16 protein-coding genes and 1 pseudogene are annotated in these 23926 nt (G+C 60.9%); 1 reads left to right on the top strand and 16 read right to left on the bottom strand.

All coding sequences use genetic code 11. The features are described from left to right. Nucleotide 1: 1 nt before the first annotated feature. The 4 genes from CKW25_RS24335 to CKW25_RS24320 form a co-directional block, all read right to left on the bottom strand. Complete coding sequence (locus CKW25_RS24335) at nucleotides 2–724, bottom strand: ABC transporter ATP-binding protein (protein WP_095083318.1); 723 nt, start codon at nucleotides 722–724, stop codon at nucleotides 2–4. Further along, nucleotides 721–1497, bottom strand: a complete 777-nt coding sequence (locus CKW25_RS24330; protein ID WP_095083316.1) for an ABC transporter ATP-binding protein — start codon at nucleotides 1495–1497, stop codon at nucleotides 721–723. Before CKW25_RS24330 ends, CKW25_RS24335 begins: the two co-directional genes overlap by 4 nt. A gap of 279 nt (nucleotides 1498–1776) precedes the next feature. Further along, complete coding sequence (locus tag CKW25_RS24325) at nucleotides 1777–3138, bottom strand: DUF1552 domain-containing protein (protein ID WP_095083314.1); 1362 nt, start codon at nucleotides 3136–3138, stop codon at nucleotides 1777–1779. Nucleotides 3139–3140: 2 nt separating this feature from the next. After that, nucleotides 3141–7268 (bottom strand): DUF1592 domain-containing protein, encoded by a 4128-nt coding sequence (locus CKW25_RS24320; RefSeq protein WP_095083312.1) that lies wholly within the window; start codon nucleotides 7266–7268, stop codon nucleotides 3141–3143. 694 nt (nucleotides 7269–7962) lie between these two features. On the opposite strand from CKW25_RS24320, the pseudogene CKW25_RS24315 reads away from it, so the two are divergent. Continuing rightward, nucleotides 7963–8142 (top strand): annotated as a pseudogene (locus CKW25_RS24315) (hypothetical protein); the annotation flags it as partial. Nucleotides 8143–8159: 17 nt separating this feature from the next. On the opposite strand, the gene CKW25_RS24310 reads toward CKW25_RS24315, so the two are convergent. The 12 genes from CKW25_RS24310 to vgrG form a co-directional block, all read right to left on the bottom strand. Beyond that, complete coding sequence (locus CKW25_RS24310; RefSeq protein ID WP_095083310.1) at nucleotides 8160–8600, bottom strand: CBS domain-containing protein; 441 nt, start codon at nucleotides 8598–8600, stop codon at nucleotides 8160–8162. An 87-nt stretch (nucleotides 8601–8687) separates the two neighbouring features. Further along, nucleotides 8688–9074, bottom strand: a complete 387-nt coding sequence (gene nirD, locus CKW25_RS24305) for a nitrite reductase small subunit NirD (RefSeq protein ID WP_095083309.1) — start codon at nucleotides 9072–9074, stop codon at nucleotides 8688–8690. Beyond that, nucleotides 9071–11635: a nitrite reductase large subunit NirB gene (gene nirB, locus CKW25_RS24300; RefSeq protein ID WP_095083307.1), complete on the bottom strand. Its 2565-nt coding sequence runs from the start codon at nucleotides 11633–11635 to the stop codon at nucleotides 9071–9073. The genes nirD and nirB overlap by 4 nt, the downstream gene beginning before the upstream one ends. A 584-nt stretch (nucleotides 11636–12219) precedes the next feature. Continuing rightward, nucleotides 12220–15795 (bottom strand): type VI secretion system membrane subunit TssM, encoded by a 3576-nt coding sequence (gene tssM / locus CKW25_RS24290; protein WP_095083304.1) that lies wholly within the window; start codon nucleotides 15793–15795, stop codon nucleotides 12220–12222. A 51-nt stretch (nucleotides 15796–15846) separates the two neighbouring features. Beyond that, complete coding sequence (locus tag CKW25_RS24285) at nucleotides 15847–16524, bottom strand: DUF3592 domain-containing protein (protein ID WP_095083302.1); 678 nt, start codon at nucleotides 16522–16524, stop codon at nucleotides 15847–15849. Nucleotides 16525–16668: 144 nt separating this feature from the next. Then, complete coding sequence (locus CKW25_RS24280; RefSeq protein ID WP_095083300.1) at nucleotides 16669–17703, bottom strand: SUMF1/EgtB/PvdO family nonheme iron enzyme; 1035 nt, start codon at nucleotides 17701–17703, stop codon at nucleotides 16669–16671. Then, entirely contained in the window at nucleotides 17700–18734 is a 1035-nt protein-coding gene (locus CKW25_RS24275; protein WP_095083298.1) for an SUMF1/EgtB/PvdO family nonheme iron enzyme, read from the bottom strand. Before CKW25_RS24275 ends, CKW25_RS24280 begins: the two co-directional genes overlap by 4 nt. Then, entirely contained in the window at nucleotides 18731–19765 is a 1035-nt protein-coding gene (locus tag CKW25_RS24270) for an SUMF1/EgtB/PvdO family nonheme iron enzyme (protein WP_095083297.1), read from the bottom strand. Before CKW25_RS24270 ends, CKW25_RS24275 begins: the two co-directional genes overlap by 4 nt. Continuing rightward, nucleotides 19758–22094 (bottom strand): hypothetical protein, encoded by a 2337-nt coding sequence (locus tag CKW25_RS24265; RefSeq protein WP_095083295.1) that lies wholly within the window; start codon nucleotides 22092–22094, stop codon nucleotides 19758–19760. Before CKW25_RS24265 ends, CKW25_RS24270 begins: the two co-directional genes overlap by 8 nt. After that, on the bottom strand, nucleotides 22091–22987 hold the full coding sequence (locus CKW25_RS24260) for a DUF4123 domain-containing protein (RefSeq protein WP_095083293.1): 897 nt from the start codon (nucleotides 22985–22987) through the stop codon (nucleotides 22091–22093). The genes CKW25_RS24265 and CKW25_RS24260 overlap by 4 nt, the downstream gene beginning before the upstream one ends. Then, a complete protein-coding gene (locus tag CKW25_RS27200) occupies nucleotides 22956–23558 on the bottom strand; it encodes a hypothetical protein (RefSeq protein WP_256578019.1) in 603 nt (200 codons plus the stop codon). Before CKW25_RS27200 ends, CKW25_RS24260 begins: the two co-directional genes overlap by 32 nt. Nucleotides 23559–23564: 6 nt before the next feature. Then, a partial coding sequence (gene vgrG, locus CKW25_RS27195; protein WP_256578018.1) for a type VI secretion system tip protein VgrG occupies nucleotides 23565–23926 on the bottom strand: 362 nt, incomplete at its 5' end.

Here is a 23926-nt window from a genome sequence, read left to right as displayed (position 1 = left end):
TTCAGACGCCGAGACAGCTGTGCAGCAGTTCCTGCTTGGCGCCCAGTTCGGCGGCGCTGATTTGCTCCACGATCTGGCCGTGTTCCATCAGGTAATGACGGTCGGCCAAGGGCGCGGCGAAACGGAAATTCTGCTCCACCAGAACGATGGTCAGGCCCTTGTGCTTGAGCTTGATCAACACCTCGGCAAGCTTCTGCACGATCACCGGCGCCAGGCCCTCGGTGATCTCGTCCAGCAGCAACAGATTGGCGCCGGTACGCAGGATCCGCGCCATGGCCAGCATCTGCTGCTCGCCGCCAGACAGGCGCGTGCCCTGGCTGAAACGGCGCTCGTACAGGTTGGGGAACATCTCGTAGATCTCATCGAGACTCATGCCGTTACTGCGTACCGCTGGCGGCAGCAGCAGGTTTTCCTCGACGTTGAGGCTGGCGAAAATGCCCCGCTCCTCCGGGCAATAGCCGACGCCCAGGCGCGGGATCAGGTGCGCGGAAAGACCGATGGTCTCGTTGCCGTTGACCACGATGGAACCGGTCCGGCGCCCCACCATGTTCATGATCGCGCGCAGCGTCGTGGAGCGTCCTGAACCGTTGCGTCCCAGTAGCGTGACCAGTTCGCCGCGCCGCACTTGCAGGTCGATGCCATGCAGGATGTGGGACTCGCCGTAGAAGGCATGCAGGTCTGCGATACGCAGTTGTTCGAATTCCGGGGTCTGCAGGCTGCTCATGCGTGGGCCTCCTCGAGCACGGCGGCTTCGCTGCCCAGGTAGGCTTCGCGCACCTGCGGGTTGGCGGAAACACTGGCGTAGTCACCTTCAGCGAGAATCGCACCACGAGCCAGCACGGTAATGCGGTCGGACAACTCACTGACCACACCGAGGTTGTGCTCCACCATCAGCACCGTGCGCCCCACTGCCGCGCGGCGTACCAGCTCAATGACCATGTTCACGTCCTCGTGCCCCATGCCCTGGGTCGGTTCGTCGAGCAGCAGCACACCAGGATCCAGCGCCAGGGTGGTGGCCAGTTCCAGTGCACGTTTACGGCCGTAGGGCAGTTCGATGGTCTGGGTGTGGGCATAGTCGAGCAAGCCCACCTGTTCCAGCATCTGCATGGCCCGCTCGTTGAGTGCGTCGAGGCTGCGCTCGGACTTCCAGAAATGGAAAGAGTCGCCCTGCTTGCGCTGCAGCGCCACGCGCACGTTTTCCATCACGCTCATGTGGCCGAACACCGCCGAGATCTGGAATGAACGCACCAGCCCCAGGCCGGCAATCTCGTTGGGTTTGAGGTGGGTAATGGGCTTGCCCAGGTAGAGGATTTCGCCTCGGGTGGGGGGGAGAAACTTGGTGAGCAGATTGAAAACCGTCGTTTTTCCGGCGCCGTTCGGTCCGATCAATGCGTGGATGTGTCCCTTCTGCACACGCAGGTCGACCGAATCCACGGCGGTAAAGCCGCGAAACTCCTTGGTCAGGCCGCGCGTTTCCAACACAAACTCTGGTGACATGTGGAGCCCTCTAACCTTGATTGTTTTTATTGGTTATGGCGCTGCTGACACACTTGCTTCCACGTTTACGTTTACGTAAGCGTTATGAAATATACAAAAGTCCTACAAAGACAACAGAATCAACATGTGTCTAAATGTTTCACAGCCGTTACAAATGTTTGGCAAGCGCTCAAGCACAGGCATGACAGGCATTTTGCTCGAATCAAAAACCTTGATTCATGGCCGCTCGTACGCCTTATCAGGCTGTTTGACTCACGCTCAAAACCGTCGGACGCTCATTCACACATTGCTGAAAATCCCGGTGACCGGCTCGATATTGCCGCCATAGGGCACACTGGTTCCGGCGGCTTTGGCAAGGGTTGCCCAGATCCGCTGCATATCGACGAAGTTCTGGCCAATGACCGGGTTCCCTTCATGAACACGATCAGCCTGCCCGGTGATATTGAAATAGCGCCCGGCGCCCTCTCCACTTCTCAGTAATCCACTCGCGCCACCCATCAGCACCAACGGCATGTCGATCATATGTTCAGGCGCGCCGTCAGCCATCTCGCTGGTCAGCACCACCAAGGTATGGTCGAGCAGGCTATCACCGGGTACATGGGGGTCCTGATAGCGGGCCAGTTCGTCCATGAACAGCTTGACCTGGCGGACATACCATTGCCGTGTGCCCTTCCAGAAGGCCTCGCCGGAGCGGCGATGGGCGCACTCATGGGGATTGCTCGAAGGTGCAACGTCGATGATGTTCAGCGACTCCGCCGAACGCCCGATCTGAATTGTCGCGACCCGGGTGATCCCACAACTCAAGGCGGTGGCTACCACCTGATGATGGTTGGCCTGGACACGCGTGCGATCCCGCGCCGACCGGAAGTCCAGGGGTTCGAGGGTCACTGGCTTGCATTCGCCCACCGGAGGCTGCGTCATATCCAGGTCCTTGATCACCTGTTCCACTGAGTCCAGGTGGACATCGAGCTTCTGTCGCTCGGCACCAGACAACTTGCCCTTGATTTCCTGGATATCCGCCAGGGCCGTTTCCAACAACGCACGGCTCCTGGGCTGGGGACCTGAAGACAACCGGACAGGATCCTTGAACAACGCCTCAGCCATCAGCACCGGATCGCGGTGAGGTGTACGAATCGCTCCGCCCTGGAACGACACGAACCAAGGCGTACCGTCGATACCCGCATGCGGGCCGGCAAACAGGCTGCGGTGAGACGGTTCAGTGCCCGGCAGCACCTGCCCCAACAGGATGTCGATGGACGACTGGCTGGAATTACTGTCGCGCAGTACCCAATTCCAGCCGTTATGGCCAACATTTCCCGGCCCGAGAATTATCCCGCGCAGGTACAACGATTGACTGCGATAGGCCGCCAGCTCCGCACTGATTTCATTCAAGGTAAAGGCCGTGGTATCCATGCCCTGTGCGGTGGGATGCCATAACCCACGCCCATCGCCAAAGCCTCCGCCCGTATAGGAATCCACCGCCAGGCCGTCGGGCACTACCACGAACACCACCTTCAACCTGGACTGTTCGGCTTGCCCCGCCAACGCCATGCGCGCCAGGCCGAATTGAGTCAATGGACCATAGACACTCGCCGCAGCCAGGCCCACCAGAAAACGCCGACGACTCTTCAGAATGCCCATGCTCAGTTCCTCTCCGTCTTGTAGGTGAACGCTTTGGAAGTGCCCAGGGTTTTCAGCATGTCGGCCAGGGAGCCCGAGGTTTTCAATCCATCGGCCACTGCCTTGACAGTCCCTGACGTCGACACATCGGATTTATTACCGAAGACAAACCGAAAATAACTGTCGGCCATGCAGAACTGCGAGGCAGGGTTGCGCGGAATGATTCTGGCGATATCGCGAACGTCATCGATGGGCTCGGTGCCGGTCGCCATGATGAAGGGACCGGACGCCTTGACCGGCAACATCAGCGGGTACTGGTTGTAGTTGTGCGCCTTCTCATCGACGCGATAGCGTCCCGCCGCGTCGTAGTGCTCCATGGAGGCCCCGGTGTCATTCATGTATTGGTGGCATCGCCAGCAACGTCCGTCCGAGGCCTGTTCGCCGTTCACCAGGTCCCAATGTTCCCGGGTGGTGATGGCTCGAGGTGGATAAACCGGCTCCGTAGGGTCAGCCTCCACCGGGGCGCCGAACTCACGGCAAAACATCTGCTCGCGAATCATGATGCCGCGTCTGACCAAGGAGGTGCTCTGGTAGTCCGAGGTAGCCGCCTGAGTAAGGCCCAGGTGCAACAAGCCTCCTCGTTTCTCGTCTACGGCTACCTTCTTCAAACTATCGCCCGTGACACCGCTGATACCGTAGTGAGCGGCCAATGCCTGGTTGAGGTAGGTGTAGGTCGGGTTGAGCAACTCCTCGAAAGTGCCTGCGTTCAACATCAGGTTGCGCGACAGCAGATACTGTTCCTGCACCATGAATTGAATCATTTGCGCGCTCAGCCCCGGCTTTTCCTGAGCGCCATGAATGGTCTTGGCGTAGTAGCTGACAAACCGGTTGAACTGCTCGACCCCCTTGTCCGTGCGCATCATGCGCTCGATCTCTGCCGATAGCTGTTGTGGGGTCTGCAGTTCATTGCGCTGGGCCTTGGCCAACAGTTCAGCGTCCGGGGTGGTGCCCAGGAACCCATAGGACAGCGCCGTCGCCAACTCGAACGGTGTCAGCTTGAACACACTGCCCCCCTCTGCCGTCGCCAACCCCAACTCCGAGCGATAGAGGAAATGAGGCGACAACAGCAGCGCGGCGATCAGTGCCGGCGCACCCTGTTCATCGAACAACGCCTGGTAGCGCAATCGCTCGCTATCGCTGACAGGACGGCGGAACAGTTGATAACCCAACGACGTCACCAGGTCGGACCCGGCCTTCGATTGCGCCAGGACGCTCAACCGCGACGGCGGAACCTTGTCGGCCACCCACAGCGCCATGTCGTAAAACTGCTTGACGTCCTCGGCCTGCAGAATGCCCTTGTCCGCCTCGCCCGGGTACTTGAAGTCTTTTTCAGACTTGTCGGCCGGTAGTTTCTCTGGATTGATTTCGACCGCCAGGACATCCCTGACACTGGCGGCATATTCATCCGGGGTCAGCAAGCGCAGCTGCCGCACCCCATGGGATTCGGACGGATCCAGATAAGGCTTCCACACGACGTTGAACAGGTGCTTGCTGATTTCGGTGGCACAAGTGGTGTCGCAATGCCCGGACACCGGCATGCTTTTAATCTGTTTGACCAGCGCGTCCTGCCCCGCCACGCTCCAGGCCAGGGCCATGCGCAAGCTGTCGAAATACTCGACCGCGTGACACTTGGTACAGGACTGGGCCAGCACCGTCGCCCCCAGGTTCTCGACAGGACGGTACGCGACCGCTGGCAATTGCCTGTCCTCGCTGGACTCATCTATCACCACCTGTTCCAGTTCCGGCTCGGGCTTTGCCTTCGCGTAAAACGGGTAGATGACCTTGTACTTGCCGTAGTCCAGGACCTGCGTGGTGCTGCTACCCCAAGGCACCTGGATCACCTGGGGTTCTGCGCCACTCTGTGCCTCGCTGGCCAGGCTGAAATGCCACTGCGCATCGCTCACCGACGCAGGCTTGCCCGGCGCGCGGATCGTCACCTTGACCTCGAGTTTTATTGGTCGCTCGCGGTAGCTCAGATTGATGGTTTTACTTTTGTTGGTTTCAGACAGGGTGAAGGCCGTGTTACGCACCTGAGGAACCCAGTCTCTTACATCATTGAGCCTGAGTTGATAGTCGCCATAGGGCAGCCCGTTGAGGACTATCCCGGCTTCATTGTCCTCGGGGTTCCATGACAGCTGAACCAGCCGGCGATTGCCATCGGGGGATGTCAGGTAGCCGCTGATCATTTCTTTTTCAAACCCCGGCGGCGGCAGCATAGGCTGCAGCGCCAACTGCGTTTGCGGCAACCCACCGGCATCGTAGCGCACGCGATAGATCACCCCGGCGACGTCGTCGCTGACCAACAGGCTGCCATCGGCCAACTCAAGGAATTCCGCGGGCCGGCCAATGCAGGAGTTATCCAGGCAGTACACATCAAAACGATCAGGGTCCTGCACAAACCCGTTGATCAGCGGAATCTGATTGACCACCCGCGTACCGCCCTGGACCGTCAGCATCTGCACATCCATTCCAGGACTGGCGGCTGAGCCGGCACCGTGTACGGCCACCAGCAGGCGCTGAGTACCATTGGCAGCCGGATAACCCTTCCAGAACCTGACCCCGAGCGGCGCGGTGTTGGTCCCCAGCTCAAAGGCGGCGGGCACATAGTCCGCCGGACTGACCTGCGCCGGAGCCTTGTCGGAGACAATGGCGCCGGGCACCAATGGCGGCTGGATCACTCCCGGGTTCTGGTACTCCTCCTGGGTGAAGCCTGGTGTGCCCTTGCCAAACAGGTAAGGCACGCCGAAATGCAAGCCGGGGCCACTGACCCAATTGATTTCATCGGGGTTGGGAAACCCCTGGCGATTGTTGTCGCTGAACCAGAGGGCGCCGTTCTGCGGGTTCCAGTCGAACCCCACCGAATTGCGCACGCCCCTGGCCAGAATCTGCGACTCACCGGTCTCCAGGGAATAACGCAGCAGCGCGCCATAGCGCTGATCGCCGGGAATCATGCACAAATTGCAGGGAATGCCGACCGCCGTGTACAGCCACTTGTCCGACGGGTCCAATGGATTGAAGCGCAAGGGGTGTTTCATGTGCCAGATGCGAGTGTTGGAGCCAGAGGACAGGGGCGGCAGGGGAAACAGCCTGTCGTCGGCCGGGAAATTGAAAACCCGTTCTGGCTTGGGGTCCTGGTAATGGTTGTCGGCGTCGCGCAGCCGATACAGGCCGCCCGTGGTCGAGTAATACAGGTCACCGTCGCGCCAGGCCACGCCATGGGGCTCTTCCAGGCCGCTGGCAATCACATGGATGCCTGTCGGTTTGCCCGCCCCATCCAGTGGCAGCGCATAAATCATGTCGGCAATCCTGCCGTCATAGACGTACGACGGAATGGCGCTGGAGCCGACATACAGCACGTTCTTGCCCATGGCCATTTGCCGAGGCTGGATCAGCCCCTGGGCAAACAACTCGATCTTGATCCCGGGCAAGCCGTTGAGCTTGCCGACCTCCACCGGTGGCCGGTACTTCACCGTCACCGCTTGCTCGTCACCCTCTGCTTGCTTGAAGGAGACGATGCGTGGCGTATTCAGCGGGACAAAACCGTCGGCGACATTCATCACCAGCTGATAGTCGCAGGCTTTCAAGTTATCGAGATGGATCGTTTCACTGGCCTTGGCGCTGATCGGAATCTCCTCGGCCTTGCAGCGCAAGACGCCGGTGACCACTTCATCGGCCCGCGCCACACCGGGTACCGCCGGTTTCAAGGGCGCCTTGCCACTCAGGGTGGCGAAGCTCAGGGTCAGGCGATTGCCTGCAAAACCACCGCATTCGCCGAGTTCCTTCCAGGCGTCTTTCCAGGGGCCACCCTCAAGCAAAGGCTCATAGACGGGCAGTTGGCACCACGCCCAACTGCCGCCCCCCAAAGGCGGCCCGTCCTCATCTTTCCAGCACTCGAATTGCTGGTCTTTGTGCTGAACCTGCTGTCCCTGTTGGTAGACCGTGCCCTTCTCATAGGCCGGCGCCGTGCACGACTGCAGCACAGCAGGAGACGATTCGGATGGACTGGAGAAAACCACCAGCGTGATGATCACGCCAAGCGCCACCAGGCACATGATCCACAGTAAACGACGCACACTGACAGACGTATCCATGACGCAAGCCTCGTTGGTCAGCCAAGCGCTTCAACACCGCGGACAGCCTGCTGATTGAGCATCGTGCGGTGAACCGCCGGCCCCGGAACAGCTGACCACTAAAGAGGCGAGCCAATCCGGCGTTTCCAGTGAAATGTCTGCCAATACAGTTCCACTGCATGACCACGGCATGGCATCAACGCCATGGCGGCAGGAACAGATAGACACTCGTCCTTGCAACGCAGTCCGTTGTCCGTGGTGCTGTCAATCGTTGGAGCAAGCACTGCAAGTGCCGTCATGAAATCTCCAAACGGCAACGCACGTCTACTGTCAGAGTTGACAGGTCCCCTCCTGTATCTGAGGGTGAACGGACGCGCATGACGTTGCGAGGAATCTTGAACCCGCGTCCGAGGCTAACGCCACCGCGACCACCGTGGCCCTGACACTCACAATCATCGAACGCGGTTCGTCCTCTTGTATGATGGCGCGCTTACGCAACGGACCGTGGATTCAAACGCACCGATCACCATCGGCGCCCCTGCGACCTGACACCTTCAGGGCGCACTTCGTTTTCCCCACCCTTTACAGCACGACGCTTGCCTGCTGCGCACGCGAGCACCGGTCCCGGTGTACGCCTGCCCGGGTCGGCCATCGTTCAGGAGTTTTCATGGATGTGCTTTACCGGACTTTCCACGAAGGAGAGTCCGCCCCGCGCTTCAACCTCGGCAGCCGCTACAGCACCCGCATCGACGGCTATGACACCGTGTTCCGCCTGACCGTCGACAACCTGTTCGACCAGCGCTACTGGCGTGACGCCGGGGAATACATGGGCGACAACTACCTGTTCCAGGGTGCGCCACTGACCGCCCGCCTGAGTGCCTCGATCAATTTCTGATCCCGGCACGGGCAGCGTCAATGCCCGCGAATGTAGTGCTCCAGCTGCCTGATCAGATCGGCCTGTTCAACGATGGCTTCTTTAACCAGATCACCAATCGACAACAGGCCGATCAACCGGTCACCCTCCACCACCGGCAGATGGCGCAAGTGACTGTCGGTCATGACCGCCATGCAGCGCTCGATGCTCTGCTGGCTGTCGGCCGTCACCACCGGTGAACTCATGATGGCCCTGACCGGCGTGCCCACCGAAGAGCGCCCCTGCAAGACCACCTTGCGCGCATAGTCGCGCTCGCTGACCACGCCCACCACCACCCCGTCCTCGATGACCGGCAGCGCTCCCACATTTTTCTCGGCCATCATCTTCAGGGCTTCCAGCACCATTTCATCCGGCGCGATGCTGTGTACCTGCCGGTTTTGCACGACCTTCAACTTGAGCAACTGTGCGGCTGTTTTCATGCGGGTCTCCGCTGGCGTTGGCGGGCACCGGGCCTCAGGGGATGAGGCCCGGTGCCGTGGATGATTGATCAATCGAATGTCGCGTCGTCAGGCCACCCCGACCTCCACCACGCCGGCGTTGAGCCGCACCGGCCAGACCCGCAGGCGTTGTTGCGGGTACTCCAGGCAGCGTCCGTCCTCCAGGCGGAAATGCTGCTTGTAGATCGGCGATGCCACCACCAGCTCACCCTTGATACAGCCCACCAACCCACGGCCAACGACATTCGCGCCCGATTGCGGGTCATGATTGTCGATGGCGTAGAGGGTCCGCCCCTCGGCGGCCGGCAGGTAGAACACGGCCACCTGGGCGCCGTCGAGCCAGACGACGATGCCCGAGTTGTTCACCAGGTCCTGCTGGGCACACACCCTTTGCCAGGCCCGGGCGTTGTCCGGAGTTGAAAAACAAGCACTGCGCTGGGTCGTGGACTGGCTCATCGGACAAGCTCCTCGGTGACAGGGATAAGGTTGAGTTCGGCCGCCATGATCGGGCGCCGCTGCCCGCGTTCCTGGACAAAATGGAGGTCCGGATCGGGACGCCGGTCGTTGACGAAGGTCCGGAAGCGCTTGAGCTTTTCCGGGTCCTGGAGGGCGTTGGCCCATTCGCATTCATAGCGATCGACCACCCACTGCATCTGCGATTCGAGCTCCGCACCCAGTCCCAGGCTGTCGTTGACGATCACGTCCTTGAGGTAGTCCAGGCCGCCTTCCAGGCTTTCACGCCAGACCGAGGTGCGCTGCAGTTTGTCGGCGGTACGGATGTAGAACATCAGGAAGCGGTCGATGTAACGGACCAGGGTGGCATCGTCGAGGTCGGTGGCGAACAGTTCGGCATGGCGCGGCCGCATGCCGCCATTGCCACACACATACAGGTTCCAGCCCTTCTCGGTAGCGATCACGCCCACGTCCTTGCTCTGGGCTTCGGCGCATTCGCGGGTGCAACCGGACACCGCGAACTTGAGCTTGTGGGGCGAGCGCAGGCCCTTGTAGCGGTCCTCGAGGGCGAGGGCCATGCGCACGCTGTCCTGCACGCCATAACGGCACCAGGTACTGCCGACACAGGACTTCACCGTGCGGGTCGATTTACCGTAGGCGTGCCCGGTTTCGAAACCGGCCTCGATCAGCTCGGCCCAGATCTGCGGCAACTCATGCAGCTGGGCGCCGAACAGGTCGATGCGCTGGCCACCAGTGATCTTGGTATAGAGGTCGTATTTCTTCGCCACCTGGCCGATCACGATCAGCTTGTCGGCGGTGATCTCGCCACCGGGAATGCGCGGCACCACCGAATAGGTGCCGTTCTTCTGCATGTTGGCCATGAAGGTGTCGTTGGTGTCCTGCAACGGCACCAGCGAGGCGTCCATGATCGGCTGGTTCCAGCACGACGCGAGGATCGAGCCGACTGCCGGCTTGCACACATCGCAACCGGTGTGGCCTCGGCCATGCCTGGCCAGCAACTCTTCGAAGCTGATCACCCCTTCTACCCGCACCAGCGCGTAGAGCTCCTGACGGGTATAGGCAAAGTGCTCGCACAGGCTCTTGTCGACGCTGACACCCCGCGCGACCAACTCATGCTCGAAGACTTGCTTGAGCAAACCGGCACAGCCGCCACAGCCGGTGCAGGCCTTGGTCTGCGCCTTGAGCACACCGAGGTCCGAGCATCCACCGTCGATGGCCGAGCAGATGGCACCCTTGGTGACGTTATGGCACGAGCAGACCGTGGCCGCCTCAGGCAACGCCGCCGGGCCCAGGGTTGGCGCCCCCGTGGACGACGGCAGGATCAGGCTGGCCGGTTCGGACGGCAAGGCAATGCCGTTCTGCATGTATTGCAGCAGGGTGTCGTAATAGCTGTTGTCGCCGACCAGCACCGCGCCCAGCACCTGCTTGCCGGTGGCGTCCACCACCAGGCGCCGGTAGCTGGCCGTCGCCTCGTCGATGAACTGATAGCTGCGCGCACCCGGCGTATGGCCGTGTGCATCGCCGATGGAGCCGACATCGACGCCCAGCAATTTGAGCTTGGTCGACATGTCCGCGCCCAGGAACGGCTCGGCGGCCTCGTGGCACAGGCGGGCCGCGACGCTGCGTGCCATCTGGTAGCCCGGTGCGACCAGGCCGAACAGACTGCCGTTCCAGGAGGCGCACTCGCCGATGGCATAAATATTCTCGTCGCGACTCAAGCACTGGTCATCAATCACCACGCCACCGCGCGGCCCGACCTCCAACCCGCATTGGCGGGCCAGCGCATCCTGGGCCCGGATACCGGCCGAGAACACGATCAGGTCGGTTTCAAGGAACTCGTCGTTGGAAAAATTCATCCGGTAGCGGTAGTGCTCGCCCGGGCTGATCGACTGCGTACCGCGCGCCACGTGCACACCGACACCCAGCCGCTCGATTTGCGCCTTGAGCGCAAGGCCGCCCAGTTCGTCCAACTGCACCGGCATCAGGCGCGGGGCGAACTCCACCACATGGGCTTCCAGGCCCAGGCTCTTCAGGGCGTTGGCCGCTTCCAGGCCGAGCAGGCCACCGCCAACCACCACACCGCGGCGGGCGTTGGCAGCGGCGGCGCGGATCGCGTCGAGGTCTTCGAGGGTGCGGTACACCAGGCGCGAATCGCCCTCGGCGCCTTCGACAGGCGGCACAAAGGGGTACGAACCGGTGGCCAGGATCAAGGTGTCGTAAGCAACGCTGCCTTGCGCGGTCATCACTTGGCGGCGCTCGCGATCGATCGCAAGGACCGGTACCCCCAGATGCAAGGTCACACCCGGCGTCTGGTAAAGAGACGCCTCGGACAGCGCCAGGGACTCGGCATCGCGACCGGTGAAATATTCGGAAAGGTGCACGCGGTCGTAGGCCCGCATCGGTTCTTCACTGAAGACGTGCAGCCGGTAGCGCTCAAGGGCACCCCGCTCGATCAGCTGTTCGACACAATGATGTCCGACCATGCCATTGCCAATCACGATCAGCGTTTGCAGCTTGTTCAACTCGGCAACCTTGGCGTTCATAAGTAGCACCTGGGCAAAATCAATCACGGATCAAAAAGCAAAAAAAAACGCCTGAAACCTTGCGGTTCCAGGCGTCTTTGCCTGTTCTTTTGCGGTGTTTGATCCAACCTCTGTGCCGGACCCACCGATAGCGCCCACGACCGCAAGGGCCGACCGATCGTCGTTGACCGGCTGGGCGGGCCACTGGACTGCATCATCCGTGGCTGTTGATCGAGGCTATGCAGTGAATGTGCCAGACCGTGATGGAGGGTGTTGACGGGACTCTGTTCAGGGACCGTGCCACCCCTGTATCCGTGCGGTTCGAGCAGGTGCGACGGCGCTTTCGAGGTCATTGGCGATCGGCAATGACCTCGGCGTTCAAGGGTCTTCAGGCCGTGAACGCCGCACCGGTAAACCACCTGTCTTGCCTTGGCGTAGTGCAGTGCGCCAGAGTCGAGCTTTATAAGGGTGCATACCTGCACCGCCTGTTGATGCTTGCGTGAGTGGAACCTCAAGCGCAGGCGGTGCCTGGGCACGCCTCACCAAGCCCCCCTCGAATGACAGAAGCCTGAGGGGCTACCGAGCGTACCGGGTAAAATCGCCCCTTAACGTTGGCTGACTGTTTTTATCCCTTGCGCTGAACGCTCCTGCAGCAATGTCCTGGGCAACACAAACCCTTCGAAACTGCGTTGGGTAATCGGGTTGTTGGCCTTCTCCGCGCCGATCCGATAACGCATCAGGCCATCGGCGATGCCAAAGGTCAGGTCGACACTGGTGGCGGTGCGGCCATTGAGCTGCCCGCGGCTGAGCAGACGAAACAGTGACCACGGGCCCCGATAGCTCAAGGACGCGGTATTGCCATTGCTGTGAACCAGGGTCACCTGGCTGCCGCTGGCATTGCCCAGGGTATTGGGCCAGACCAGGCCGGTGCGTTGAGGGGCACCGTGTTGATAGGGAATCAACTGTCCATCAACGCTGAGCAGGCTGCTCAGGCGGGTGGCACTCAGGGCCAGGGGCTCGATGGTGAGCTGGACCGCCAGGGCACCGCGATGGTTGAAGAAGGTGTCGCGGATACGTTCGGCGTTCTTCAGTTGCTCCAGCACGTCGCTGCGCACCAGGTAAGCACCGAGACTGTCGGAGTACAAGGCATCGAGGTTGTCCTCGAGGAACACGCTCAGGTACTGATCGTGGAACTGCTGCAAGCGCCCCTGCGGCCCGAAGAAGGCCTCGAAGTCATCCAGCGAGGCATCCTCGCCGCTGGCCTTGAACGGATAACGATTGGCCAGGCGCTGCTGATAGAAACTGTAGACCTCACTGTCCCAGCGTTTTTCCAGTTCACGCAGGGCTTCGACCACCAACACTTGGGCGGTCTGGTCGGCGAGCTTCTTGACCTGTTGGTTCATCGGCTCCGGCAGGCCCACGGCAATGCGTTGCAGGTTGGCGATCGGGTCGGCGCCCACCAGGGAAAACCGATTGAGCACGGTTTTGAGCGCCGCCTTGCCAGGATCCGGGTTGTCCTGCACGGCCTTGGCGTAGTCGTAGACCGCACCCACCGCACGCAGGGTTTCTTCATAGTAGGACGGTTGCTCGCCCTTGGCCGTGAGCAACTCCGCCAAGCCGGCGAACGCACGACGAATACCCACTGCCTGCAGCTGAGCATCCGCCAGCTTGTCGGTGCTGACCGGCACTACACCCTCGACCAGCGGTACCGCGGGATAGATCACGGTGTTGTCACGCAGGGTTTCCAGCAGACGCCGCAATGGCTGCGCCGGACCGGTCACCTGCTCCAGCACCGCCACACCGTGGCTCAGGTCCTGGAAATCGGTGACCGCAAACTGGTTCAGCGCCCGCCGCCAGCTGTCGACATAGTCGGCGCTGTACAGTGCGCGGATGCGTTCAGTGAGCACCTTGCGGTCTTCTTCGGAGTAATCCAGCTCCCGCCGCTCGCCGAGCACCCATTGGTCGATCATCGCCAGTTCGGTGATGTCCCGGGCGCCAGGTTCGAAGTACTGCTTGAAGCCCTTGGCGGTGAGTAGCGAGGCCAACACCAGCGCACTGCCATCGGCGGTATGCTCGGAGCCGGCCAGCGGACGATAGATGATGTCGAAGGCCGGACCCACCTCGTGGCGCACATCCAGGGCACTCTGCAAACGTGCGTGCGCGTCCTGTTTCAGGGTCATGTAGACCCGTTCCGCCATGGGCAACTGACGCAATTGCTGTTGCACCTGGGCGATGCGCTCGCGGTGCTGCGGCAGGTCGGCGTCGGCGTATTTCAGGGCGTAGTGCAGGTGCCGCATCAGCTCGACCTGGAGTTGCCCCTGGCCAGGGTAGGCGCGCTGCCACTGGGCGGCGACCCACTCCTCGACGATGGCCGGGCGGCGGTTATGCCGCTCCTCGATCATGCGATAGACCCGCAGCGCCGCCAGTTGCCGGTTGCTGCCGGCTGGCGCGGCGTTGATCGCCTCCAGCGCACCGCTGGCGATGGCCGGTAAAAAGCGCTTGGACAGCAGATTGAGGTAGGCCTCGTCCACGGTCGGACCAATCGCCCTGCCCTGGTACAGGCCCATGTCCGAAAGCAACGGCCAAGCCTCGCGGTAGTCACCAAAGACCGAGACCGCATCGCGAATCTGATTCAACGGCACCAGCAGGTTGCGACCGCTCGTGTCGATCTGTGCATCGATATCCCGCGCACTGAACTCCCGGCTCTTGGCCAACACACTCAGTGCCTTGTCGCGGTTGACGCCAGAGTAGAACTGCCACGTCCCCAGCGCCAGCAGGCACCCCATGGAGGCAACACTGAAGCCGGCAATCAGCAGCCGCCGCTTGCTACGGGCAACCTTTATGTTGTCGCCGGCCAGGCCGGCTTCGGGGTAGATCACGCGCTGGAACAGTTGTCGGGCCGAGTAGACGAGGTTTCCCCCGGCACGCTTGGCGTGCGCAGCCGACGCGCCCAGATCGTGAGATTCTGCCGCCGCGTCCACAAAACAGTTGAGCGTTACCCCCTGTTGGCAGACTGAAGAGAAATAGACCCCTCGTACGAGGGCTGACTGAGTGTGGCGGCCACCGTTCAAGGCATTGAACAAAAACACACTCAGCACATGGCGAATGCCTGCCAACTGGCGCGAGACCGCCAGCAGACGATGCCGATGCATCGCCATTCGCGGGTCGCTCAGCGCGTCCATCACCCGCTCACCGAAGCGTACGGCGAAACGTGCGTAGCTGCTGTCGAACTCTTCCAGCCAGGCATCATGGCGATCGACCGAATTCAGCGAGAACGTGAAGCCCATCACTTCATCGCGCGCAGCCGCGGGCAAGCGACTGAAGAACTCTTCGAAGCCCTCCAGCAAGTCGATCTTGCTGAGGACCACGTACAACGGCAAGCGAACGCCCAGTTGTTGCGTCAACTCATCCAGGCGTGAGCGTATTACGGTCTGCGCGGCTTGACGCTCTGCAACGGATTGCGCCATCAGCCGCGCAAGATCGATCGTCAGCACAATGCCGTTGAGCGCCCGGCGACTGCGGTTGTCCGCCAACCATCCGAGCAAATGCACCCAGCGACGTGCATAGGTCGGCGGCGCCCCTTCGTCTGCGGCCATGGGCTGGGTGACAAAGCCACCCGGGGTGTCGATCAGTACCGCCTCATGCCCCAGCCACCATTGCACATCGTCGCGCTCTTCCCTGCCAGGCTCATCGCCCCGCCGGGCCAGGTCGAACAGCGGCACATGCTCGTTGAAGCGCGAGACCAGGCTGGTCTTGCCGGCCGCCTCCGCCCCCAATAGCACATACCAGGGGAGCCGATAGATATCCTCGTGGGCGAGTCTTTTGCGCAATACCGCCAGACTCTCGTCCAGGCTGCATTGCTGGCGTTCGAGATCCTGCAGGCAGGGGTCCCCGGCAAGCGCGCTTGCCTGACGGCGCTCGGCCTGCCATTGCCGCTGGCGAGCCTGCAGCCGCAGCCCCCAGATCAGCAGCGGTACCATGACCACTCCAACGCTGGCCGCGATACGCATGGACCACTCGACCAGCGGTTGATGGCCCTCCCACACCCAGTGCGGGCCCAGCCACCAGATACCGATCAACGCGATCACCACACCCAGCACTACCAGGACCGGCATGCTCACCTGAAGTCGGCGTTGAGTGCGGGTGGCCGCGGCCCGGATTGTTTTCCAGAAATTCAACATACGCTTACCCATCCATTGAACCCATTGCCTGTACCAGGACAGCGCGACGGGTCAGTCCATTTTCGGCAGAAAGTCAGTGTCGACGCTGTAACGGTTGGGGCGATCAGGGTCGACCCAGACCTGCAGTTCTTTGGTCGTCAGGTACGGGGTCGGGTCAAACCAGAGGTTCTGGCTGTAGAACAAGCGGACTTTGCGGCTGGTCGGATCGAGCCACTGCGCGACGATCCGCCAGGGATGGCGGCCATTGATACTCAGGGCGACATTGGGCTCCACGCCCATCACCCGAGCCTGGATGGATTTGCCAATGCGCTTGAGCTCCTGCGCCCGGCGCTCGGCACGCCCGGGTGCCAGGGTGATGAACCAGACGCACACACCGCCCACCAGCGATGAGATCAGCCCCATGCCCGCAAAAAACAGGCTGACAAACCAGTTCTGCGCAAAGGTATTGATACTGGCCCTGGCAGGATCCTGCGGCGCATAAAGCACCGAGACGGGCTCGCCACGCGCAAATGCCGGTGGCTTCTGGCAGACGCTGCCAGTGAATTCAACCCGTCGCTGCGCCTGCGTCATGAACTCCACGGTGATGCATCCCTCGCGGACATCAACCACCCGGCCGGAGGTTTCAACCATCGTGGCTTGTTCCGAGACACGATTGAAGTGCCGCGCGACGGCGGCCGTCAGCATCAACACGCCGACGATTACAAATATCCATGGCCATGTTCTTTTCATGATTGCTCCTTTTCGAGGGGGTAGATGTTCAGAGTGAGCGCCATCGTCCAGGCACGGCTTCGCCCGCCTGGTGTGTCAGGTGCTTGATGAGGTCGAGGGACATCCAGATCGGGCGAGCGTATGGATGGCTGAGGTAGCGGGCCGTCATTTCAGTGGCCCGCCCTGTTGGATGGCACAGCGGTAGCTGTTTTGGGCGTAGTACTCGCCCAGATCCAGGTTGCTATTCAAGCGGCGCATCGTCATGGATGCGCTAGGAGTCCAGACCGACATGCCTCCGCGTTGCACTTTATCGATTCCGGTCTCCGGACCTCGTGGATTATCTACCGGGGAGTTTTGGTAGTAATCGGTGGCGTACCAATCGTTAACCCAGGAGACGGCGTTCGCAGCCATATCGTGAAGGCCCAAAGGATTCGGGGGATAGGCACCCACTGGATGTATATCGCTATTGCCACTGATGTTCCGGTTCAGCTCAATACTGCTGTTATCGGTGGCATACACCACATAACGACCACCTGAACGGGCGGCGTATTCGTATTGGGCCTCGGTGGGCAGATCTACTGGAAGGTTGCTCAGTTCTCCCAGCCATAGGCAGTAGTCCTTGGCTTCCTGCCAAAGCTTGCTGCGGGCAGGAAAGTCAGGTGCAAACATTTCAGGGACTCGCACCCGATAAGATTTAGTCAGGTTGTCCCTACGCTCTTCGTCCGTAAGTTCCATCCGGTAGTAAGGGAGTCCAGAGAAGCTTCGAAATCGATCATCCTCATCAATAGTGGTGTGATATTTGGCCATATAGAAGCTGTTCAGCCGTACGGTGTGGAGTGGCCGGGAGTCGGCCTTAGGTACCAGAAACCACAGTTCATCCTTCGCTACACCACACGGCCACTCACACATGTTCGCCGGGTCATATTCTCCGACCCAACCGAAGTCGCCCATCTCAAATGTCCCGCCTTCGACGAACACCATGTTGTCGATGGCGGTGACTACGTGCTGTAGAAGAGCGCGGCGTTCCGAATCAACTTGTTTGGGGTAGCGCTGATCAATGCGCTCGGCAACTGCCGCGACCTGTTGGGGGCTGAGTGATTGACTTGGAATCACACTGTTTTGATTACAGGCGCCCAACGAGAAGGCCAAAAGCACCAAGTATGAACATCGCGACAAGGAACCTAGGTAGCGGGCCGTCATTTCAGTGGCCCGCTCTGTTGGATAGAGCAGCGATAACTGTTTTGGGCGTAGTACTCGCCCAGATCCGGTTTATCGCTGTGCCGCCACATGGCCATCGCTAGCTGTGGTGTTGACAATGAGTCACTGCCGCGCAGAACCTTTTCGGTACCGGTTCCCGGTCCCTGCGGGTTGTCTACTGGGGAGTTCTGATAATAGTCGGCGGCGTACCAGTCGTTGACCCAAGAGACGGCATTCGCCGCCATATCGTGAAGGCCCAAAGGATTCGGGGGAAAGGCACCCACTGGGTGTATAGCGCTGTTGCCACTAATGTTCCGGTCCAGTTCAATGCTGCCATTATCGGTGGCATACACTACATATCGGCCTCCCGAACGCGCCGCGAACTCATACTGAGCCTCAGTGGGCAGGTCTACCGGAAGGTCACTAAGTTCTCCCAGCCATAGACAGTAGTCCTTGGCTTCCTGCCAAAGCTTGCTGTAGGCGGGAAAGTCCGGCTTGAACATGCTTGGAACTCTTAGACGATATGGACGAGTTAAACCGTCCCTACGATCCTCCTCCGTCAAATCCATGTTGTAGAAAGGTAAACCCGTAAAAGTACGAAACCGATCATCCTCAGCAATGGTGGTGTGGTACTTCGCCATATAAAAACTGTCCAGCCGTACAGTGTGCAACGGCCGGGAGTCGGCCTTCGGCACCAAAAACCACAGCTCGTCCCTCGGTACACCGCACGGCCATTTACACATGTTCGCCGGGTCATATTCTCCGACCCAACCGAAGTCGCCCATCTCAAATGTCCCGCCTTCGACGAACACCATGTTGTCGATGGCGGTCACTACCTGTTGCAACAATGCGCGGCGTTCCAAATCCGGTTGTTTTGGGTAACGCTGATCAATGCGCTCGGCAATCGCAACCACCTGTTTGGGGCTGAGTGATTGACTTGGAGTCACGCTGTTTTGATTGCAGGCACCCAACAAGAAGGACAAAAGTGCCAGGCATGAGAATCGTGAGATAGAACCCAGATAATGAGCCATCATTTCAGTGGCCCACTCTGTTGGATAGAGCAGCGATAGCTGTTTTGGGCGTAGTACTCGCCCAGATCCGGTTTATCGCTGTGTCGCCACATGGTCATCGCTAACTGTGGTGTTGACACTGAGTCGCTACCGCGCAGGACCTTTTCAGTACCAGTTTCTGGACCCTGCGGGTTATCTACTGGGGAGTTCTGATAGTAATCGGCGGCGTACCAGTCGTTGACCCAGGAGACGGCGTTATCACCCATTTCATACAGACCGAGCGGATTGGGAGGGAAAAAACCGACAGGATAAATAGACTTGCCACCGTGAACGTTTTTGCCTCTGATCACACTGCCAGTGTCAGTGGAATACACCACATAACGACCACCGGAGCGGGCGGCGTATTCATATTGGGCTTCGGTGGGCAGATCTACCGGAAGGTCGCTCAACTCTCCCAGCCATAGGCAGTAGTCCTTGGACTCCTGCCATAACTTGCTACGAGCAGGAAAATCAGGGGCAAACATTTCAGGCACTCGCATCCGATAAGGCTTAGTCAAGTTGTCCCTACGCTCTTCGTCCGTGAGCTCCATCCGGTAGTATGGGAGTCCAGTGAATCGACGAAATCGGTCATCTTCAGCAATGGTCGTGTGATACTTGGCCATATAGAAGCTGTCCAGCCGCACCGCGTGCAGTGGCCGGGAGTCGGCCTTAGGTACCAGAAACCACAGTTCATCCTTCGCTACACCACACGGCCACTCACACATGTTCGCCGGGTCATATTCTCCGACCCAACCAAAGTCGCCCATCTCAAAAGTCCCGCCTTCGACGAACACCATGTTGTCGATGGCGGTGACTACGTGCTGGAGCAGAGCGCGGCGTTCCGAATCAACTTGTTTGGGGTAGCGCTGATCAATGCGCTCGGCAACTGCCGCGACCTGTTGGGGGCTGAGTGAGTGACTTGGAATCACGCGGCTCTGGTGACAGGCGACCAACATCAGGGCAAACAACCCCACCCAGGCAAATCGAGACAAGTTCACTGACGTGGCATCAGACATAACGCCCCCCTTCCGGCGCCCAGACTTCCCGGGCCGCCAGCAAGGTTTTGTACTTGTCGTTGGCATGCATTGGCTGCCACGGCAACCATTGCGGCAATGGTTGGCCGGGTACAGTTTCACTGGCACGGTCGGCCAGATGCTTGATGAAATTGGAGAACTCCTGGGACTGTCCTTTGCTCAAGTAACTGCGTATATGCTTGACGCTATTCACCGCTGACACGACTTCGGCAGTCGGGTGCATGCGCTCCAGCACCAGATAAAACTGGCGCCAACTGCTGACATGATTCAATAGGTGGACGATGGCTTTTTCTGTCTTGTTCTGGAAGGCAAAGAGATAGAAGTCGCTAAGCATATACAGCGCTGGCCCTAACACTTCCGGCGGAAGACGACACAAGGGGATACGTTGCGTCCCGAGGTGCAGCGGTTCGTTGTTCAGGATGCGCTCGGCCAATCGACCAGTTGAGGCAATATTCCGTGCCCGCTGTCGCCACCAATCCTGTAAAGCAATCGGCCCCTGTTTCATTACTTCATTCAACGTCTTCCCCGGCTCACTCAACAGCCGCGAAACGCCTTGATAAAACAACACAAAGGCATCTTCGTTAATGCTGAACAAATGCCGGAAATCCACCTCGCTCAACGTCTGGTACACCACCCCCACCAGCTCCCCGATTTTCTCCAGGTCCACCAAGGTGCCAAACCCACCCCCGGCCCCCGGACCGAACACCAACTGACCTTGGCAGTGGAAATACAACTTGCCGCGAGTGAGCACGATCTGAAAATCCAGCGTCGCCCCCGCCCCATAGGCCACATTGCCTTCCGCACGTATCTCCACCAGGGCTGCCCATTGGGCGTCTTGCCGGTACTGGATATCGGGGGCCATCCACTCCAGTGCGCCGGTCAGCGCACCGCCGAACTGGACGCCGGCGAACAGGCTGCCCTTGACTTGCACCGTGCCGCCGCGTGAATCCAGTTCCGGGCTCAGCAGCAAGGCGCTGGCTCCCGATGGGGCGTCTTTCCATTTGACCCCGGCCGTGGCGTTGCCGGCGCCCACGGCACCGACAAAGCAACTGAGTTCCAGGGCGCAGCGCAGGCGAAATGCACCAAAGCGGTGGTACACCCGCTGCCCCTCGGCGTTCCGGTAGCTGAAGTAGCAGTCACGCCCGCCTTGGCTGGGCTGGAAGGCGGCGAAGGTGATCTTGCCTTCGCCCAGGGCATAACTGGCCAGGCCCTTGGCCCCCAGGGAGATCGTGCCGGCCTCGGGATCGAAACCGGAAAAGCCGGCGCTGGCCTGGGCGGCAAACCGCATCAGGTGGGCTTCGGTGCTCACGGCATAGGGCGCGTGCTCACTGCTGTCCGAGGTCCAGTCGAATTCCTGGTGCAGGGCATTGATGGCGCTGTCCTGGGGAAATTTCCAGCTCTTGAGCCGCGCTTCCAGTTGGCCCAGGGGCTTGGCCAGGTCTTCTCGAACGCGTTGGCCGACCTGCTGGCGGATATCGCGCACCAGTTCACCGGCACGGTTCTTGAGCCCGGCGCCATCGAGCCGGGTGCTCGCGGGTCGCCGTCCGACCGTGACCCGCATGGCGCTGCGCAACCCGTCGGCGGCGGATTGAGAGATGTAGTAGCGCCGGTCCGGGCGGCTGAGGACGATGACTTCCACCACCCGGTTACCGCCGCGGGCGCGGGTAACGCTGGCACCGGCGACCTGTCGGGCGCCCAGGGACGTGTCCGGCAAGGTGGCGGTGGCGATCGTGGCGGAGCGTTTCTGCACGGCGCTCAGCCGCGTCTTCAAGCCATCGACCTCCGCGTCCAGGGCCGCACCGACCTTTTTGCCAATCAGGCAAACGTCATCGTGGCTGAACCAGCCGCACAGCCTGGCAAATTCCTCGCGCCGCTTGAGCAAATCGGCGATACGCCCCTGGACGTCCTCATCGGTGGTCAGGCGAATGTCTTCAGCCTGCACCCGCGCCTGGTGCAGGCTGAGCAAGCCGGCCCGTTCGGCCTCGCGCGCCCATAAGAGCTTCTGGCAGGCCTGGCAGCCACAGGTCTCCTCGGTGGCGTCGCGCTGCCCGGCGATGCAGGCCTGCGGCTGCTCGGGCAGGCCACTGACGATACCCTGGAAGTCCTTGATCAGCCCTTCCACCGCGTTGATCGCACGTTCCAGACGCTGCTGTTCATAAGCGCTGAGCACGTGAAAGGTGCTGTCGTCGCCGGTGATGTGCACGGCGTCAACCCGCTGTTGCTGACAGGCTGGAGGGCAGATCGGGTTGCTGTCGTAGAGACTGTCGGCGAACACCGGCGGTGGCAGCGTGAGGGGCGAAGGTCCGGTCATGGTGTCGTTCCTTTGAGGTACAGGGATTCCAGTTCAGAAAGTTTCTGTGCAAGGCCCAGGTCATCGCGCCGCAGTAGCAACTCGGCCTCGGGTTGCCGCCAGAAGTCGCCGCCATCAGACAAAACCAACCGGAGCCAGCGTTCCTGCTCACGCGCAGTGCTGTACCCACACTCGCGGGCAGCCATCAGCCCTGCAAATACCCGGTGCAGCGCCACGTGCGGGTCGGCGGGCAAGCAACTGGCGTAGTGACTGGCCAGGGTCATGGCGCTGTCCCACAGCCGCTCCCGGGCCAGTTGTTCGACAAACTCGGCGTCGAACCGCAGAGCCGGTGCCTGCGAATCGGTTGAGAATGCCGGCGCGGGGGGCGACCACTGATACCAACCCTGTCCGCCGTGCCAGATAAACGACTCGACAGGGCCGGCCAGCGCCGCTCGCTGGACAGGCGTGAGTGCGCTGAGCAACGCGCGCAAACCACGAGGATCAAACCAGCGGGTGATCGCCGGTTGACCGTCCACGCCCTTGGCCCACAGTCGATCCCGCAGATGCTCGACCAGGGCGTTCCAATCCACCCCATCCCGAGGCCGGATCACGATGCCCAATGGCTCGCCGGTCAACCGCTGCACAATGGCCGTGAGACTTGGGCTGTCAGGTAGCAGCGCGACCAGATGCGGGCCGATCCTGGCCAGTGCCTGTACCGGGGTACCGCTGAACAACGCCTCCACCGACCAGCCGGGGGCTTGTCGATCGGCGTACAGCGCCGCTGACAGCGACGCGTCCTGGCCCGGCTCAAGCAACAGGCACTCGCCCCTGGACCACCACTGAGGCGAAGCCCCGTCGTGGTACTCCAATCCGGGCAGGCGTTCAGCGATCAGGGTGAAGTGCGCAGGATTCATTGGCGTCAAACTCACAATGGCTGGTCACCTGCAGGGCCCCGCTTTCCAGCGCCTGCAGATAGGATTCAGGGGAAGGGAACGTCGCCGGTGCCGGGCCGGTGGAAGGTGCAGTGGCCAAGGACTGATCCGTGATGGGCTCGACCACGCCTGGGGCGGCGCCGGTTTTCACTTTTACGCTGCTGTAAATGCCACTGGGGTCTATCCGCAGGCAATGGCCACCGGCTTGCAACGTCAGGCTGACACCGGCATCCAGCACGATTTCGTCACCGGCTTGCAGATGGATTTGTCGCCCGCCGCCCATCCCCAAGCGCCCTGCCACTGTCAGCGTGCGGTTACCGGCAACGCTCAGGTGGTCGTCAGCCTCGATGGCGGTCGTGCGCTGGCCCTTGACGTGGTGCTGCTGTTCGCCGTCGATCCGCGAGCGGCTGTTGCCGCGAATCGACAGCTGCCGGTCGTTGCCAATTTCAAGGTGCTCGTCATGGCCGATGTCCTGCCGACGGTCGTTACCGACACGGGTGCTTTCGTTGTTCCTGACCACCACGTTCTGGTCTTTCTGTGCATGGATGAACACCTCCTCCTATCCCAACTCATCCTCGAAGCGCAGCTCATTAAAACCCTCGCCCTTGTGGGTCTTGCTCTTGAGGGTCATGCGCGTCTTGTGTTTCGGCAGTTCATAGGGCGGCCGGTTGTCAGCGCGGTAGGCGCGGCCGGTGGCGATGGGTTGGTCGGGGTCGCCGTCCAGGTAGCTGATGATCAGTTCCTGGCCGATGCGCGGCACGGCCATGGCGCCCCACAGCGCGCCGGCCCAGCCTTGGGTGACGCGGACCCAGCAGGAGCTGTGCTCGAAGGCCTGGCTGGTGTTGTCCGGGCGGAAGCGGTGTTCGTAGGCTTCGTTTTCGCGGTCCCAGGGGAAGCAGACCTTGACCCGGCCCCATTCGT

The sequence above is a fragment of the Pseudomonas sp. Irchel s3h17 genome (assembly GCF_900187505.1).
Lineage (GTDB): Bacteria > Pseudomonadota > Gammaproteobacteria > Pseudomonadales > Pseudomonadaceae > Aquipseudomonas.
This window is presented reverse-complemented; position numbering and strand designations above follow the sequence as displayed.

Bases quoted from the DNA above. Each gene is read 5' to 3' on its own strand.
- CKW25_RS24335 (WP_095083318.1), bottom strand. From the start codon at position 724: ATGAGCAGCCTGCAGACCCCGGAATTCGAACAACTGCGTATCGCAGAC.
- CKW25_RS24330 (WP_095083316.1), bottom strand. From the start codon at position 1,497: ATGTCACCAGAGTTTGTGTTGGAAACGCGCGGCCTGACCAAGGAGTTT.
- CKW25_RS24325 (WP_095083314.1), bottom strand. From the start codon at position 3,138: ATGGGCATTCTGAAGAGTCGTCGGCGTTTTCTGGTGGGCCTGGCTGCG.
- CKW25_RS24320 (WP_095083312.1), bottom strand. From the start codon at position 7,268: ATGGATACGTCTGTCAGTGTGCGTCGTTTACTGTGGATCATGTGCCTG.
- CKW25_RS24310 (WP_095083310.1), bottom strand. From the start codon at position 8,600: ATGAAAACAGCCGCACAGTTGCTCAAGTTGAAGGTCGTGCAAAACCGG.
- nirD (WP_095083309.1), bottom strand. From the start codon at position 9,074: ATGAGCCAGTCCACGACCCAGCGCAGTGCTTGTTTTTCAACTCCGGAC.
- nirB (WP_095083307.1), bottom strand. From the start codon at position 11,635: ATGAACGCCAAGGTTGCCGAGTTGAACAAGCTGCAAACGCTGATCGTG.
- tssM (WP_095083304.1), bottom strand. From the start codon at position 15,795: ATGTTGAATTTCTGGAAAACAATCCGGGCCGCGGCCACCCGCACTCAA.
- CKW25_RS24285 (WP_095083302.1), bottom strand. From the start codon at position 16,524: ATGAAAAGAACATGGCCATGGATATTTGTAATCGTCGGCGTGTTGATG.
- CKW25_RS24280 (WP_095083300.1), bottom strand. From the start codon at position 17,703: ATGACGGCCCGCTACCTAGGTTCCTTGTCGCGATGTTCATACTTGGTG.
- CKW25_RS24275 (WP_095083298.1), bottom strand. From the start codon at position 18,734: ATGATGGCTCATTATCTGGGTTCTATCTCACGATTCTCATGCCTGGCA.
- CKW25_RS24270 (WP_095083297.1), bottom strand. From the start codon at position 19,765: ATGTCTGATGCCACGTCAGTGAACTTGTCTCGATTTGCCTGGGTGGGG.
- CKW25_RS24265 (WP_095083295.1), bottom strand. From the start codon at position 22,094: ATGACCGGACCTTCGCCCCTCACGCTGCCACCGCCGGTGTTCGCCGAC.
- CKW25_RS24260 (WP_095083293.1), bottom strand. From the start codon at position 22,987: ATGAATCCTGCGCACTTCACCCTGATCGCTGAACGCCTGCCCGGATTG.